General features: G+C 67.4%; 14 protein-coding genes. 10 read left to right on the forward strand and 4 right to left on the reverse strand.

Annotated features, from left to right (window positions below):
* Positions 1–70: 70 nt before the first annotated feature.
* Positions 71–1267 carry a hypothetical protein gene (locus ACI3KT_RS13715; RefSeq protein WP_404904850.1) on the reverse strand — a complete coding sequence of 399 codons (1197 nt, stop codon included), beginning with the start codon at positions 1265–1267 and terminating at the stop codon, positions 71–73.
* A gap of 54 nt (positions 1268–1321) precedes the next feature.
* Between ACI3KT_RS13715 and coaBC the strand changes: the two genes are divergently transcribed.
* The 4 genes from coaBC to ACI3KT_RS13735 all read left to right on the forward strand — a co-directional run bounded on the left by coaBC (position 1322) and on the right by ACI3KT_RS13735 (position 4476).
* Positions 1322–2551 carry a bifunctional phosphopantothenoylcysteine decarboxylase/phosphopantothenate--cysteine ligase CoaBC gene (gene coaBC, locus ACI3KT_RS13720; protein ID WP_404904852.1) on the forward strand — a complete coding sequence of 410 codons (1230 nt, stop codon included), beginning with the start codon at positions 1322–1324 and terminating at the stop codon, positions 2549–2551.
* 46 nt (positions 2552–2597) lie between these two features.
* Complete coding sequence (locus tag ACI3KT_RS13725; protein WP_404904854.1) at positions 2598–3464, forward strand: HpcH/HpaI aldolase/citrate lyase family protein; 867 nt, start codon at positions 2598–2600, stop codon at positions 3462–3464.
* Positions 3465–3541: 77 nt separating this feature from the next.
* A complete protein-coding gene (gene bcp / locus ACI3KT_RS13730; RefSeq protein ID WP_404904856.1) occupies positions 3542–4006 on the forward strand; it encodes a thioredoxin-dependent thiol peroxidase in 465 nt (154 codons plus the stop codon).
* A 149-nt stretch (positions 4007–4155) separates the two neighbouring features.
* Positions 4156–4476 (forward strand): PASTA domain-containing protein, encoded by a 321-nt coding sequence (locus ACI3KT_RS13735; RefSeq protein WP_404904858.1) that lies wholly within the window; start codon positions 4156–4158, stop codon positions 4474–4476.
* Positions 4477–4503: 27 nt separating this feature from the next.
* Here ACI3KT_RS13735 and ACI3KT_RS13740 read toward each other — a convergent pair whose 3' ends face one another.
* Positions 4504–5109, reverse strand: coding sequence for a hypothetical protein (locus ACI3KT_RS13740; protein WP_404904860.1), 606 nt, complete (start codon positions 5107–5109; stop codon positions 4504–4506).
* A 342-nt stretch (positions 5110–5451) separates the two neighbouring features.
* Between ACI3KT_RS13740 and uraD the strand changes: the two genes are divergently transcribed.
* The 4 genes from uraD (at position 5452) to ACI3KT_RS13760 (ending at position 8913) form a co-directional block, all read left to right on the forward strand.
* Positions 5452–5955 carry a 2-oxo-4-hydroxy-4-carboxy-5-ureidoimidazoline decarboxylase gene (gene uraD, locus ACI3KT_RS13745; RefSeq protein WP_404904861.1) on the forward strand — a complete coding sequence of 168 codons (504 nt, stop codon included), beginning with the start codon at positions 5452–5454 and terminating at the stop codon, positions 5953–5955.
* A complete protein-coding gene (gene uraH / locus ACI3KT_RS13750) occupies positions 5952–6293 on the forward strand; it encodes a hydroxyisourate hydrolase (protein WP_292904946.1) in 342 nt (113 codons plus the stop codon). Before uraD ends, uraH begins: the two co-directional genes overlap by 4 nt.
* Positions 6294–6301: 8 nt before the next feature.
* The gene (gene pucL / locus ACI3KT_RS13755) at positions 6302–7195 is read left to right on the forward strand and encodes a factor-independent urate hydroxylase (RefSeq protein WP_404904864.1); all 894 of its coding nucleotides are present in this window, start codon (positions 6302–6304) and stop codon (positions 7193–7195) included.
* A 200-nt stretch (positions 7196–7395) separates the two neighbouring features.
* Positions 7396–8913 carry a nucleobase:cation symporter-2 family protein gene (locus ACI3KT_RS13760; protein WP_404904865.1) on the forward strand — a complete coding sequence of 506 codons (1518 nt, stop codon included), beginning with the start codon at positions 7396–7398 and terminating at the stop codon, positions 8911–8913.
* Between the two features lie 325 nt (positions 8914–9238).
* On the opposite strand, the gene ACI3KT_RS13765 is transcribed toward ACI3KT_RS13760, so the two are convergent.
* Entirely contained in the window at positions 9239–9985 is a 747-nt protein-coding gene (locus tag ACI3KT_RS13765; RefSeq protein ID WP_404904868.1) for an SDR family oxidoreductase, read from the reverse strand.
* A 56-nt stretch (positions 9986–10041) separates the two neighbouring features.
* On the opposite strand from ACI3KT_RS13765, the gene aceE reads away from it, so the two are divergent.
* Positions 10042–12735 carry a pyruvate dehydrogenase (acetyl-transferring), homodimeric type gene (gene aceE / locus ACI3KT_RS13770; protein WP_404904870.1) on the forward strand — a complete coding sequence of 898 codons (2694 nt, stop codon included), beginning with the start codon at positions 10042–10044 and terminating at the stop codon, positions 12733–12735.
* Positions 12736–12986: 251 nt separating this feature from the next.
* Here the strand turns inward: aceE and ACI3KT_RS13775 are convergent, their stop codons facing one another.
* Positions 12987–13754: an IclR family transcriptional regulator gene (locus tag ACI3KT_RS13775; protein WP_307292445.1), complete on the reverse strand. Its 768-nt coding sequence runs from the start codon at positions 13752–13754 to the stop codon at positions 12987–12989.
* Positions 13755–13951: 197 nt separating this feature from the next.
* Between ACI3KT_RS13775 and ACI3KT_RS13780 the strand changes: the two genes are divergently transcribed.
* A complete protein-coding gene (locus ACI3KT_RS13780) occupies positions 13952–15349 on the forward strand; it encodes an NAD-dependent malic enzyme (protein ID WP_404904871.1) in 1398 nt (465 codons plus the stop codon).
* Positions 15350–15356 lie beyond the last annotated feature (7 nt).

The following is a 15356-nucleotide window of genomic DNA, read 5'->3' on the forward strand; positions in this document are numbered from 1 at the left end:
AGTCGTTGTCGGGTTCTGAAAGCCTATGACTCGTGTCCTGGGTGGTCAAGACACCAGGGACTTCGGCGCGTCAGCCGGGCATCGGCACGTTCAGTGCTGCTGCCCAGTCGCGAAGCGCCTGACGCTCCGAGTCGTTGCAGATGTAGCCGTAGCCGTAGGTGATGTTGCCGAAGTCCAGCGTCCAGAGGTTCTGATAGGTGAGCGCGTAGCAGTCGGCGAACGACTCCTCGCTTCCGTTGAACAGTCCCTGCGCGAGGAGTCGGTCCACGTCGCCGGCGCTGTCGGCGAATCGGGCCTGATCCGCCGACTGATACAGGTGCGCGAGCTCGTGGAGGACGACGTGCTCGAAGGCGGCCTGGCTCGGGTAGTACGACTCCTCCATGATGTGGAGCACGGGCGAGGAGCCGCCGGTCGGACATGCCACCGTCACCTTGTTCGGTTCTCCGACCTCGCCGCAGTGCTCGGCAGCGTCCCACGCGATGTCGATGTAGCCGTTGCCAGCCTGATCGACGAGCGCCTCCGACGCGGTTCCCGAGGCGTTGGCGCGACGCTGCTGGGCCGCCGCGACGATCGGCTCGAGGTTGGCACGGACCCAGCCGATGTCCTGCACGAGCGCGCGGGACTCGAAGACGTTCATGTCCGGATCGGCCGCCTCCGCCGCGATCTCGTCGAGCCGAGGCTGATCGAGGATGAGCGGCGCGACGGGGTTCCCCTCGAAGTCGGCCGACAGTGTGCGGATCGTCTCGAGTTCGGCTTGGTAGGTCGCGATGTTCTCGGCGATCTCGTCCGACCCCGACTGCCCGGAAGGCGTTCCCTCATCGGGCGACGTCAGAGACCCGAGCCCGCCGAGTATGAACAGCACCACGAGGAAGATCCCGGCGAGGGTGAGGCACCCGCACCCGGCGAGCCAGCATCCGACGCCGCGGCGGCGAGGCGGGGGAGCGGGACGGCCGGCCGAGATGGGGTAGTACTGCGCCGACGACGGCTGAGAGGGTTGGCTCTGCGGGGAGACTGATCGAGCGAGATCCTGCGTGATCGGGTTCTGCGCAGGCTGATCCGGCGCGGAGCCGTACGGTGTGGGTTGGGGGGTCGCCGTCGGGGCGGGAGTGACCGCCGCCATCCACTGGAGCAGTCCCGGATACACGCGAGGATGCGCGGCGATCGCAGGGTGCAGGTCGTAACGTCGCTCGGCGATGTCGGCCAGTGCCTGCGGCGGTGTGTGCGGGTCGCGGACCACGCCCGCCTCCCAATCCTCGAGATCCCCCATGCAGTCGATGCTAACGGCGACCCGGGCGAGCGCCGGACGAGGCAGAATCGAACCGTGAACATCGTCGTCGGAGTCACCGGTGGAATCGCCGCGTACAAGTCCGTGCAGCTCGTCCGGCTGCTGATCAAGGCGGGGCACGAGGTGACGGTCATCCCCACGGAAGACGCGCTGCGCTTCGTGGGCCTGCCCACCTGGGAGGCGATCAGCCGCAACCCGGTGACCACCAGCGTGCACGACGACGTGGCCAAGGTGCGCCACGTCGCTCTCGGCCAGGACGCCGATCTCGTCGTCGTGGCGCCCGCGACCGCCAACACCATCGCGAAGATGACGGCGGGGATCGCGGACAACCTGCTCGGCTCGACCCTCCTGGCGACCGAAGCGCCCGTGCTCATCGCCCCGGCGATGCACGCGGAGATGTGGCGGCATCCGTCCACCCAGGCGAACATCGCCACGCTGCAGAGCCGCGGAGTGCACATCGTCGGGCCTGCCGTCGGCGAGCTGGCCGGAGGCGACAGCGGGCCGGGGCGGATGATCGAGCCGGAGGGCATCGCGGATGCCGCGCTCGCCCTTCTCGCCCCGCGCGACCTCGAGGGGCTGCGGATCGCGATCTCGGCGGGCGGCACGCGCGAGCCGATCGACCCGGTGCGGTATCTCGGCAATCGATCCAGCGGCAGGCAGGGGGTCGCGCTCGCCGCAGAGGCGGCGGCCCGGGGCGCCGAGGTGACCCTCGTCGCCGCGAACGTCGCCGGCGACGTGCTCGCCCCAGCGCAGCATCCGTCCGTCCGCATCCGGCACGTGGGAACCGCGGCCGAGCTCGGGCAGGCGATGGCGGAGGCCGCAGCCTCCGCCGATGCGATCGTGATGGCGGCGGCGGTCGCCGACTACCGGCCGGTCGAGGTGTCGCCGCGCAAGCTGACCAAGGAGGCGGGCGGGATTCCGGCGATCGAGCTCGCGGAGAACGAGGACATCGTGGCGGGTCTTGTGCGAGCGCGCCGTGACGGGCAGCTGATCGTCGGATTCGCTGCCGAGACCCCGGGGACCGAGGGCGATCAGGAGGAGCTGCTGGCACGCGCCCGCCGCAAGCAGCAGCGAAAGGGCGTCGATCTGCTGGTGGTGAACGAGGTCGGCTGGGAGCGGGGATTCGAGGCGGTCGAGAACGCCGTGATCGTGCTCGCCCCAGACGGCGCCGTGGCCGCGACGGCATCCGGTTCCAAGCGCGAGGTCGCAGCAGGCATCCTCGATGTGGTCCGTCCGCTCTGGACGGGCAGCCGAGGCGAGGAGTAGTCTTTTCGTTTAGTAGAAATGAAATTTCACAGAACGGAAAGAATGAATGAACGCTCCGCTGGCACCGTTGGCGCCCGTGACCACGCGCGAGATCGCGCCTGAGCTCGCCCGCTCGTGGCTGCTCGTCGCGGCCACCCGGCCGGAGACGTTCGACGCCGCCGCCGCATCGCACGCCGATGCGGTCGTGCTCGACATCGAGGATGCTGTCGACGCGAGCCGCAAGGACGCGGCGCGGCAGGACGTCGTGGACTGGCTCAGCTCGGGCGGCAGCGCCTGGGTGCGCATCAACGACGCCACGAGCGAGCACTGGGCCGCCGACATCGAGGCGCTGCGCGCGGCTCAGGGTCTGCGCGGAGTGATGCTCGCGAAGACCGAGCTCGGCGGTCAGGCCATGGACACCTACAACCGCCTCGGCGCGAAGGTGCCCGTCGTGGCACTCGTCGAATCCGCGATCGGCATCGAGAACGCGACGGAGATCGCCCGGGCCAAGGGCGTGTTCCGCCTGGCGTTCGGCAGCGGCGACTTCCGTCGAGACACCGGCATGTCGGCCGACCGGGAGGCGATGGCCTATCCGCGCGCCCGCCTGGTCGTCTCGAGCCGGGCCGCTGGGCTCCCCGGTCCGATCGACGGCCCGACCGTCGGGTCGAGCCATCCGATCCTCCGCGAGCAGTCCGCGATCACGGTCTCGATGGGGATGACGGGCAAACTCTGCCTGTCTCCCGATCAGACCCCCGTGGTCAACGAGGTCATCAGCCCCACCCGCACCGATGTCGAATGGGCCTACGAGTTCCTGCAGGACTTCGATGCGCGCGGGCAGATCGTCCGTGACGGAAGCGACCTTCCTCGCCTCGGGCGCGCGCGCAAGATCATGCAGCTCGCCGAGGCCTTCGACGTGCACGTCGTCGTGCGCTGACCGAGCAGCATCCGGCACCCGTTCGTTGAGCGAGCGGAGCGAGACGAAACGCAGTATCCGACCACGAGGAGATTCCCATGACGCAACTCACCGCAGGCGACACCGCTCCTGCCTTCACGCTCGCCGACGCGGACGGCAACGCCGTCTCGCTCGCCGACTTCGCTGGCCGCAACGTCGTCGTCTACTTCTATCCGAAGGCGGCGACGCCCGGGTGCACGACAGAGGCCTGCGACTTCCGCGACAGCCTGTCGTCGCTCAACGCGGCCGGCTACGCCGTGATCGGCGTCTCGCCCGACAGCGTCGACGAGATCCGCGCCTTCGCGGATGCCGAGGGGCTGACCTTCCCGCTGCTCGCCGATTCCGACGCCGCCGTGGCGAAGGCCTGGGGCGTATGGGGCGAGAAGACCGTCGGCGACCGCACCTTCGACGGCGTCATCCGCTCGACCTTCGTGCTCGACGGAGACGGCGTCGTGCAGCGTGCCGAGTACGGCGTCGACGCGGACGGCCACGTCGCACGCCTGCGCGCCGAACTCGGCGTCTGACGGCTTTGAAGGTCGGACTTTGCTCGGTCAGGGCTTGGCGAACGCCGTGCACGTGCGATGTGTCCGCTTAGAGCGAAGTGGCTCGACTGGCGGGCCTGGCGGATGCATGATGATTCTCATCGAATGTCCGCGCCGTCGGAAGGTTCATCATGGATTCGGCGCTAGTCGTTGTGCCGGGAATCGTGGGTCAGTACGTGCATATCGCTCGGGACCAACTGCTCAAGCTTGGACTCGATCTTGCGGGATCGGAGCCAGACGGCGAACCGATCACTGCAGCCACGTGGCCAGGGATATTCGTCGTGACGTCTCAAGATCCGGATGAGGGAACGGTAGCGCACCGGGGGGATCAGATCAGGATTTCGTTCGTCGCGGACGGCCAGGCCCGGGAAGACGTGGCATCGCATCCGGGTGGGCCAAAGCCGGTTCTTTCCGCTCGTGTTGATGAACAGCCCGGTGACCTCGGGCGGTGACGAAAGAGCCGCCACCGCCCGTTTTGCTCAACCGAACCAGGCTGTCGGTCCCAGCGAATAGCACACAGCGCCACTCGCTAGCGTCACGACTGACCAGATCGGAACGGTCGCATATCCCGGCCCCACAACCTTCCCCGCTCCGTCGAACGACTTTGAGCCTGAGGCGGGTCCTGCACCACCCATGTCCCAAAAGTTCGAACTGACGGCACCGATGGCGCTCACATGCCACGAGTAGCTGGTGGCGGCGCCAAAAACGGTGAACCATGTGTGCCAGCGGAGGATGTCAAGAGACCCTTTCACGGCAGAGATTCCCGATCCACCGCAATCCCCCCACGCATCGCCACCAGCCTTGGCGCTCAAGGTTGACGCTTTGAGTTGGTCAAAATGTTGTTGCTGAGCGACTGCTGCGGGCGTTACCGGGACCGAATACTGCGTCCCGTCAGGCTCGGTAACGATCTTGTAGCCGTTGGCGGCCGCCACTTCGGCGTCGTACTCCAGGACCATCATCGGCATGAACGTTGACGTGGTTTCGGGCGAGGGTGGCTGGGGCGGGGACGCATGCGCCGGTGGAGCTGAAGCGATCATGAGTGTCAGGGCCACGACTGAAGTGGCAAAGGCGCGACGAAAGCGCATTTTTCCTCCTAGGTCATCTTTGACATGAAAATCCCCCGTCATCCACGGTTTCGCGAATTACGGTTCCCCCGAGATATATCTACTCCTGGAGACAGCGGGGGTCAACAGCAATCGTCGATTCGATTGATCGAACGAAGGCGATGTGGCTGGTGCGGACGGGACGCGTTGGCGGCAGGCATAGTTTAGAAAGTGGGGGCAAGGGTTGACACCACGAACATCCCTGCTCATACTGTTTACACATGTTGAAATAACAGTTCCGACATACGGAAATTTAATCCTCTCGAAACAGAGGCTCCGTATAGTCCTTACACGTCGGATGCCAACATGTGATGAGGATCGAAGATGTTGCTCGAGGACTTCAACTCCAGCACCCGCGTCGCCGCTCTGAGCGTCGCGAAACCTGCGCTGGATGTTCCCCGCTGGTATGACGCGCTCATCGCAGGGCGCCCCTACGCCTCGATCGATGCGCTGACGGATGCCGCGATGCACGTGGCTGCGCCGCTCACCGAGGCGGAGCTCGACGCCGCGCTGGCGCACCACCCCCGCATCGGGGAGCGCGCCCAGGGCGACAGTCCCGAAGCGGCGCACGCGCGCAGTGAGCAGGCCGGCGTCGACGCGAGCGCGGCCGACGCTCTCGCCGCCGGCAACCGCGCCTACGAGGCGAAGTTCGACCGTGTGTATCTGGTCCGCGCCGCTGGGCGGTCGGCCGACGACATCCTCGCTCTGCTGCAGCAGCGACTGGGCAACACCCCCGAACAGGAGCTGACCGTGATCGACCAGCAGCTGCGCGAGATCGCCGCACTCCGCCTCGCCGGAGCCATCGAGACTGAAGGAGCACGCGCATGAGCGTCTCTCACGTGACCACCCACATCCTGGACACATCGATCGGGCGCCCCGCGCCCGGCGTCGCCGTCGAACTCGAGGCCCGAGTCGGCGACGGATGGGTCGGGATCGGTTCGGGCCTCACCGATGCTGACGGGCGGGTGAAAGAACTGGGCCCCGAGCGGCTGGAGAGCGGTGCGTACCGCCTCCGGTTCGACACGGCGGCCTACTTCGCCGGCATCGACACGGCCGCCTTCTTCCCGGAGGTGGTGTTGACCTTCCAGGTCGACGCTGAGCAGGCGCACTATCACGTGCCTCTTCTGCTGAGCCCGTTCGCCTATTCCACTTACCGAGGAAGCTGAGTATCGAAATGACCGACATCATTCTGGGCAAGAACCAGTACGGCAAGGCCGAGGTGCGTGTCGTGCGCATCACGCGCGACACCGCTCGTCACGAGATCGAAGACCTGAACGTCACCTCGCAACTGCGCGGTAACTTCGCGAGCGCGCACTTCGACGGCAACAACGAGCACGTCGTCGCGACCGACACGCAGAAGAACACCGTCTACGCCTTCGCGAAGGACGGCATCGGAAGCCCCGAGGAGTTCCTGCTCCGTCTCGGCGCCCACTTCACGGGCGAGTTCGACTGGGTCACCGGCGGACGCTGGGAAGCCGAGCAATACACCTGGCAGCGCATCGAGGGCGACGACGGCCCCCACGATCACGCCTTCGTGGCAGGTGGCACCGAGACCCGCACCGCGCTGGTGCAGATCGACGGCGACGACACCACCGTCATCGCCGGGCTGCAGGATCTTAAGGTCCTCAAGTCGACCCAGAGCGGCTTCGTCGGCTACCCGAAGGAGAAGTACACGACGCTGCCCGAGACCGAGGACCGCATCCTCGCCACCTCCGTCACGGCCAAATGGCGCTACAACCGCAACGACCTCGACTTCAACGAGGTCTTCGCCGACGTCCGCAGCCGACTGCTCGCGGGCTTCTCGCGCAACTACTCCTACGCACTGCAGCACACGCTGAAGGAGATGGCCGAGGCCGTGCTCGAGGCGCACCCAGAGATCGACGAGATCCGCTTCTCCACCCCGAACAGCCACCACTTCGTCGTCGACCTGTCGCCGTTCGGACTGGAGAACCCGAACGAGGTGTTCTTCGCCGCCGACCGCCCCTACGGCCTGATCGAGGCGTCGTTCCTCCGCGAAGGCGCGGACACCGACCACTGGTCGTGGAGCGGCTCTGCCGGCTTCTGCTGATCAGCCGGACGAGGAGCCGCCGCGCTCTCCGTCCGACACACCGCGCCGGGTCGCCGATCCGGCGCCGGGGGTGAGTCCGTTCCCGACGCACCGGACTCACCCCTGAACCATCGAGGTCGTCTCGACGTGAGGCGACCGCTATTCGTCATGCCCATCGAGCCCACCCCGAAGAGCGGGTCACGGACAAGGAGGTCCACCAGATGTTCGCTGTACGCAACTCGACCAAGACCAGCAACTCCACCAAGACCGGAGCAGAATCCAGGCGCCCCGAAGACGAACGTCTCGGAATCGGCACGGCCTTCATGTTCGGACTCCAGCACGTCCTGACCATGTACGGCGGCATCATCGCGCCGCCGCTCATCATCGGCGCCGCCGCCGGCCTGAATCCGACCGAGGTCGGTGTGCTCGTCGCCGCGTGCCTGTTCATGGGCGGCCTCGCGACGCTGCTGCAGACCCTCGGCATCCCGTTCTTCGGCTCTCAGCTGCCGCTCGTGCAGGGCGTCTCCTTCGCCGGCGTCGCGACGATGCTCGCGATCGTCAACCGGGGGAGCGGCCTGCCGGCCGTGTTCGGGGCCGTCATCGTGGCGTCGCTGATCGGTCTCGTGATCGCGCCGTTCTTCGCGCAGATCGTGCGCTTCTTCCCGCCCGTCGTCACCGGAACCGTGATCACCATGATCGGCCTCTCGCTCGTGCCGGTCGCCGCGCGCTGGATCACGGGGGCGAACCCGCAGGCCGACAACTACGCCGATCCGGTGTTCGTCGGCATCGCCGGCTTCACGCTCCTCGTCATCATGCTGCTCTCGAAGCTCGGCAACTCGACCATCTCGCGCCTGTCGATCCTCATCGCGATGGTGGTCGGCACGGTCTTCGCGGCGCTGATCGGCAAGGCCGACTTCTCCCGGGTCTTCGACGGCCCGATCTTCGCGTTCCCGAGCCCCTTCGCGTTCGGCGTGCCGTCGTTCGACCTCGCCGCGATCGTCTCGATGACGATCGTCGTGCTCGTGATCCTCACCGAGACGACCGCCGACATCATCGCCGTCGCCGAGATAACCGGCTCCCAGGTCGATCGCAAGCGCATCGCGGCGGGGCTCCGGGCCGACATGGTCTCGAGCGCGGTCTCGCCGATCTTCAACTCGTTCACCCAGAGCGCCTTCGCACAGAACGTCGGCCTCGTCGCCGTCACGAAGATCAAGAGCCGTTACGCGGTCGCGGCCGGCGGTGTCATCCTCATCGTCCTGGGTCTGCTCCCGGTTCTCGGCCGCATCGTCGCCGCGGTGCCCACCGCCGTCCTCGGCGGCGCGGGGCTGGTGCTGTTCGGCACGGTCACCGCCTCCGGCATCCGCACCCTCTCCAAGGTCAAGTACGACGGAAACATGAACCTGATCATCGTGGCCGCCTCGCTGTCCTTCGGCGTGCTGCCCGAGGTCAACCATGACATCTACATGAACTTCCCGACGTGGTTCCAGGTCATCTTCGGCTCGGGCATCAGCTCGGCCGCCATCATGGCGATCCTGCTGAACCTCGTGTTCAACCACTTCTCCCAGGGCAACCCGTCGAATCCGTCGGTCTTCGCCGCGAGCCCGGTGCGCGCGGTCAAGACCGACGTCATCCGGGTTCTCCGCGAAGGAGACCGCTACGAAGGCGGAAAGCTCGTCGACGCCAAGGGGAAGGCCATCCCCGTCGTCGACGAGGAGCCGGAGGGCTCATCAGCCCATTGAGGGCCGGCTCCTGCCGCGAGGTCTGTGCGTTCCCGTCAGAGTCGCACGGACCCCGCGGCACCTTGACAAGCACTCGGACGCGCGCCATGCTTGTTACGCATGCTGAAACTATTATTCCATAATGCGAAATGTATGTTCACGCGGGTGCGCCGGATCAGATGCCGGAGCATCGGGGGTGAGCTCGTCCCGATGACGCACCGGGCTCACCCCGACCACGCCCGCCACACCCGATGCCGACCCGGCGACAGGACGAGGAGGTCCGCACATGATCGGGACCGCTCATCATCTCTCAGCCGCGTCCGGTCTCTCAGCCGCGTCTGATCTCTCAGCCGCGTCCGCCGAACGGCATGCCCGATGCCGCGACCGTCAGGCTGGTGACATTCGACTCCGCAGGGAGCTGCGCCATGAACAGCACGGCTCGCGCGGCATCCGCCACATCGAACGTCGGCTCGACCTTGCGAGAGCCGTCGGCCTGCAGAGCCCCGTCGCCGACGCCGATCTCCGTCATGATCGACGTCCGGGCGTTGCCGATGTCGATCTGTCCGGCGGAGATGCCATAGGCCCGTCCGTCGAGATCGATCGACTTCGTGAGTCCCGTGATCGCGTGCTTCGAGACGGTGTACACGACCGACAGCGGTCGGGGCACCTGGGCCGAGATCGATCCGTTGTTGATGATCCGTCCGCCCTGCGGGCTCTGCGCCATCATGGCGCGCATCGCGGCGCCTGCGCACAGCAGCGCACCGGTCAAGTTCACGTCGAGAGTGCTCTGCCAGTCGGCGAGCGAGATCTCGGCGGCGGATGCTGCGGGGCCGAAGGCCCCGGCGTTGTTGAACAGTACGTCGACGCGGCCCCATTCGGCGACGACCGCGGCGAACAGCGCCTCGACCTCGGCCTCGACGGTGACGTCGGCGGGAACCACGAGGGCGTCCGGATGCTCGGCCGCCGTCTCTCGCAGGGCGTCCTCGCGGCGTCCGGCCAGCGCGACCCGGAAGCCGGCATCCAGCAGCGCGCGCGCCACCGCCCTGCCGATGCCCGAGCCCGCTCCCGTCACGACGGCGATGCGTGCGCTCATCCTCGAGTCCTCTCAGATCTTGACCTCTCCCCCTATCTAACAAGAAAGGCCGAACAGTGACCGACACTCGCGCCTCCGCCACCGCAGCCGACCTCGACCCCGAGGAGACCGCTGAGTGGCTCGAATCGCTCGATGCGCTCATCGCCGAACGCGGCTCCGACCGTGGCGAGCACATCGTCCGCACGCTGGCAGGCCATGCCGGCATCCGCTCCGAGCCGATCGCCACGACGGACTACGTCAACTCGATCGCGTCCGCCGACGAGCCCGAGTACCCCGGTGACGAGGAGCTCGAGCGACGCTACCGCGCCTGGATGCGGTGGAACGCCGCCGTCATGGTGCACCGCGCGCAGCGACCCGGCATCGGCGTCGGCGGGCACATCTCCACCTACGCCGGCGCCGCGACCCTGTACGAGGTCGGCTTCAACCACTTCTTCCGGGGCAAGGACCACCCCGGCGGTGGCGATCAGATCTACTTTCAGGGGCACGCCTCGCCCGGGATGTACGCTCGCGCCTTCATGGAGGGGCGTCTGGGCGAAGAGGATCTCGACGGCTTCCGCCAGGAGAAGTCCCGCCAGGGGCACGCGCTCTCGTCATACCCGCATCCGCGGCTCATGCCCGAGTTCTGGGAGTTTCCGACCGTGTCGATGGGCATCGGACCGATGAACGCGATCTATCAGGCGCAGTCGAACCGCTACCTGGAAGGCCGCGGTCTGAAGGACACCTCCGACCAGCACGTGTGGGCGTTCCTCGGCGACGGCGAGATGGACGAGCCGGAGTCGCGCGGTCTGCTGCAGCTCGCCGCGAACGACGGCCTCGACAACCTCACGTTCGTCGTCAACTGCAATCTGCAGCGCCTCGACGGCCCCGTGCGCGGCAACGGAAAGATCATCCAGGAGCTCGAAGGCTTCTTCCGCGGTGCCGGATGGAACGTCATCAAGGTGATCTGGGGCCGCGAGTGGGACTCGCTGCTCGACGCGGATGCCGACGGCGCCCTCGTCGACATCATGAACACCACCGTCGACGGCGACTACCAGACCTACAAGGCCGAGTCGGGCGGATTCATCCGCGAGAACTTCTTCGGTCGCGATCCGCGCACCCGGGCCCTGGTCGACGGCCTCACCGACGACCAGATCTGGGGCCTCAAGCGAGGCGGCCACGACTACCGCAAGGTGTACGCCGCCTACGCGAAGTCCATGGAGCGCAACGGCAGGCCCACGGTCATCCTCGTCAAGACGGTCAAGGGCTACGGACTCGGTCAGCGCTTCGAGGCGCGCAACGCGACCCACCAGATGAAGAAGCTCACGCTGCAGGACCTCAAGGACTTCCGCGACCATCTGCGGGTGCCGATCACAGACGCTCAGCTCGAGGCCGACCCGTACCGGCCGCCGTACTTTCACCCGGGGGCGGATGCCGAAGAGATCGCGTATCTGCAGGAGCGCCGTCGCGCGCTCGGCGGCTACCTGCCCGAGCGGCGCCCGCACGCCTCGGGCGAGATCGCCCTGCCCGACGAGAAGGCGTACGAGGTTGCGGCCCGCGGCTCCGGCAAGCAGCAGGCCGCCACGACCATGGCGTTCGTGCGCGTGTTGAAGGACCTCATGCGCGACCCGGAGTTCGGCAAGAGGATCGTCCCGATCATCCCCGACGAGGCGCGCACCTTCGGCATGGACGCGTTCTTCCCGACCGCGAAGATCTACAACCCGAACGGCCAGAACTACCTGGCGGTCGACCGCGAGATCGTCCTTTCGTACAAGGAGTCCACGTCGGGGCAGATCCTGCACGTCGGCATCAACGAGGCGGGCTCCATCGCGGCGTTCACCGCCGCGGGCACCGCCTACGCCACGCACGGTGTACCGCTGATCCCCGTGTACGTGTTCTACTCGATGTTCGGCTTCCAGCGCACGGGCGACTCCCTGTGGGCTGCAGCCGACCAGATGGCGCGCGGATTCCTGATCTCCGCCACTGCCGGGCGCACCACACTGACCGGCGAGGGGCTGCAGCACGCCGACGGGCACTCGCCGATCCTCGCGGCGACGAACCCGGCGGTCGTCACCTACGATCCCGCGTTCGGCTACGAGATCGGGCACATCATGCGTGCAGGCATCGAGCGCATGTACGGCCCCTCGTCCCAGGACCGGAACGTGATCTACAACCTCATGGTCTACAACGAGCCGATCGTGCAGCCTGCCGAACCTTCCGACGTGGATGTGCCCGGCGTCCTCGGCGGCATCCACCGCATCTCGCCCGTCGATAACCCGCGCACCCACCTGCTCGCCTCGGGGATCGGCGTGACCTGGGCGCTCGAGGCGCAGCAGCTGCTGCGCGACGACTGGGGCATCGCCGCCGAGGTGTTCTCGGTCACCTCGTGGACCGAGCTGCGCCGCGACGCCGTCGCCGCCGAGGAGGACGAGTTCCTCGGCCGCGGCTCTCGTACGCCCTTCCTCGTGTCGCAGCTCGCGGGATCGGAGGGCCCGATCGTCGCCGTCAGCGACTACGCCAAGGACCTGCCCGATCAGGTGCGCCAGTTCGTTCCCAACGACTGGGCGACCCTGGGCGCCGACGGCTTCGGCTTCTCGGACACCCGCGCCGCCGCCCGACGGTTCTTCAAGATCGACGGCCCGTCGGTCGTGGTGCGCACTCTGCAGCTGCTCGCGAAGCGCGGAGAGGTGGATGCCGCGCTCCCCGCTCAGGCCTTCGAGAAGTACCGCCTGCTCGACGTGAACGCCGGCACGAGCGGCTCCGACGCGGAGTAGGGATTCACGCTCAGGAGCGCGGGTTCGGTCACACTTCAGGCGGGTTGGCGAATGCGCCAGCCGGCCGAAGCGTGACTGAACCCGCGTGTCGGTCGCGCTTCAGGCGGGTTCGAGGGCGTGCAGGTGCGCTGAAGCGTGACCGCCTGAGAAATGGTCGGGAGGGGAGAAGACGTTCGGGAGGAGGAATCCGGATGATTCCTCCTCCCGAACGTGCGAGCTCCTCCCGAACGGCAGGGGCGCCGGGCCGGACCTCAGCTGGCGAGGTCTCCGACGATCGCCTCGGCGGCGCGGCGCAGCAACGGCACGGCGCGTGCGCCGAAGGCCTCGTCGACGCGGGAGATCGGACCCGAGACCGACACCGCGGTCGGGGTCGGAGCGTCAGGCACGGCCATCGAGAAGCAGCGCACGCCGATCTCCTGCTCCTGATCGTCGATCGCGTAGCCGCGTTCGCGGATCACGTCGAGCTCCGCGAGCAGGGCGTCGACCGTGCCGATGCTGTGTTCGGTCGGAGTGGGCATGCCGGCGCGCGAGACGATGCCGCGCACGGTCTCGTCGGGCAGCTGCGCGAGGATCGCCTTTCCGACGCCCGTGTCGTGCAGGTGGGCGCGGCGGCCGACCTCGGTGAACATGCGCATGGAGTGCAGCGACGGCACCTGCGCGACGTAGACGACCATGTCGCCGTCGAGCACGGCCATGTTGGCGCTCTCGCCGAGCGCGTCGACGAGGCCCTTCAACTGCGGCCGCGCCAGCGCTCCGAACTGGCGTTGTGCGCCTTCGCCGATGCGGATCAGCCGCGGGCCCAGCGCATAGCGCCTGTTCGGCAGCTGCCGGGCGTAGCCGAGCGTCACGAGTGTGCGCAGCAGGCGGTGGATCGTCGGAAGGGGCAGATCGGTGGATGCCGCGAGTTCGCTCAGCGTGACGTCGCCGCCGGCATCCGTCACCAGCTCCAGGAGCTCGAACACGCGCTCGACCGACTGCACACCGGATCCGGCGCTCTTCGGGGTCTTGCTCTCAGCCATTAAGAACCTCCTGCTCGCCATCATTTCACCATGCGAAAGCCGCGTATCGAAAATCTCGCCCCTCATCGTATCCAGGCTTGCATCAACTTTCCATAAAGTAGATAATAGAGTCCACGATACGAAAATCGTGGAGATTTCAGAGAAGTGCATCGTGTGTGCCGCCGATCTCGGCCGGCTCACCTCGACGAGGAGGAAACATGGCCAATCCGGGACCCGGCAACTCGATCACCCTGCGCATCGACGCCCCGTCGAAGTTCAGCGTCACGAGCGAGCTCGCCGCCGCTGCTGCCGGAGCGGGCGCCGCGATCACGGCACTCGACGTCGTCGAATCGCACCCCACGACGATCGTCGTCGACCTGACCTGCAACACCACGGGTGAGGAGCACGCCGATCAGGTGCGCGACGCGGTCGAAGCGCTCGAGGGCGTCACGGTGCGTCTCGTGAGCGACCGCACGTTCCTCATGCACCTGGGCGGCAAACTCGAGGTCAACCCCCGTGTCCCGCTGCGCAACCGCGACGACCTGTCCCGCGCGTACACGCCGGGCGTCGCCCGCGTCTGCATGGCGATCGCCGAGGACAAGAGCAAGGCTCGACAGCTCACAGTCAAGCGCAACACGATCGCGGTCGTCACCGACGGCACCGCCGTCCTCGGCCTCGGCGACATCGGCCCCGAGGCCGCGCTCCCCGTGATGGAAGGCAAAGCCGCGCTGTTCAAGCAGTTCGCGAACGTCGACGCCTGGCCGGTCTGCCTCGACACCAAGGACACCGAGGAGATCATCAAGATCGTCAAGGCGATCGCCCCCGTGTACGGCGGCGTGAACCTCGAGGACATCGCGGCTCCGCGCTGCTTCGAGATCGAGGCCCGGCTGCGTGAAGAGCTCGACATCCCGGTGTTCCACGACGACCAGCACGGCACCGCGATCGTCACCCTCGCCGCGCTGCGCAACGCGCTCAAGGTCGTCGGCAAGTCGATCGGCGATGTGCGCATCGTCGTCTCAGGCGTGGGCGCCGCCGGCAACGCCATCATCCAGCTGCTGCTCGCCGAGGGCGCGCACGACATCGTCGCCGCCGGTCGAGACGGCGCGATCCACGCTGGTGGCGAGTACGCCGACGCGCACCGCGTCGAGATCGCCGCGACCACCAACCCGCGCGGATTCCAGGGCTCGCTCAAAGAGGCCGTGGTCGGCGCCGACGTCTTCATCGGCGTCAGCGCTCCGAACGTGCTCGACGAGGCCGACATCGCGGCGATGGCCGACGACGCGATCGTGTTCGCGATGGCGAACCCGACGCCCGAGATCGACCCGATCGTCGCATCCAGGCACGCGGCCGTCGTCGCCACCGGGCGCAGCGACTTCCCCAACCAGATCAACAACGTGCTCGCGTTCCCCGGCTTCTTCCGCGGTCTTCTCGACGCGGGCGTGTCGGACATCACGCCGCCTATGCTGGTCGCAGCCGCCGACGCGATCGCCGCGCGAGTGGGGGAGGACGAGCTCAACGCGAGCTTCATCATCCCCAGCGTCTTCGACCCGCTGGTGGCCGGCGCGGTCGCGGAAGCCATCGTCCGCGTCGTCGAAGCCGGCGCGACGAAAGAGTGACCGCAGC

It is taken from the genome of Microbacterium sp. ZW T6_19, from assembly GCF_044987465.1.
GTDB classification, from domain to species: Bacteria; Actinomycetota; Actinomycetes; order Actinomycetales; family Microbacteriaceae; genus Microbacterium; species Microbacterium natoriense_A.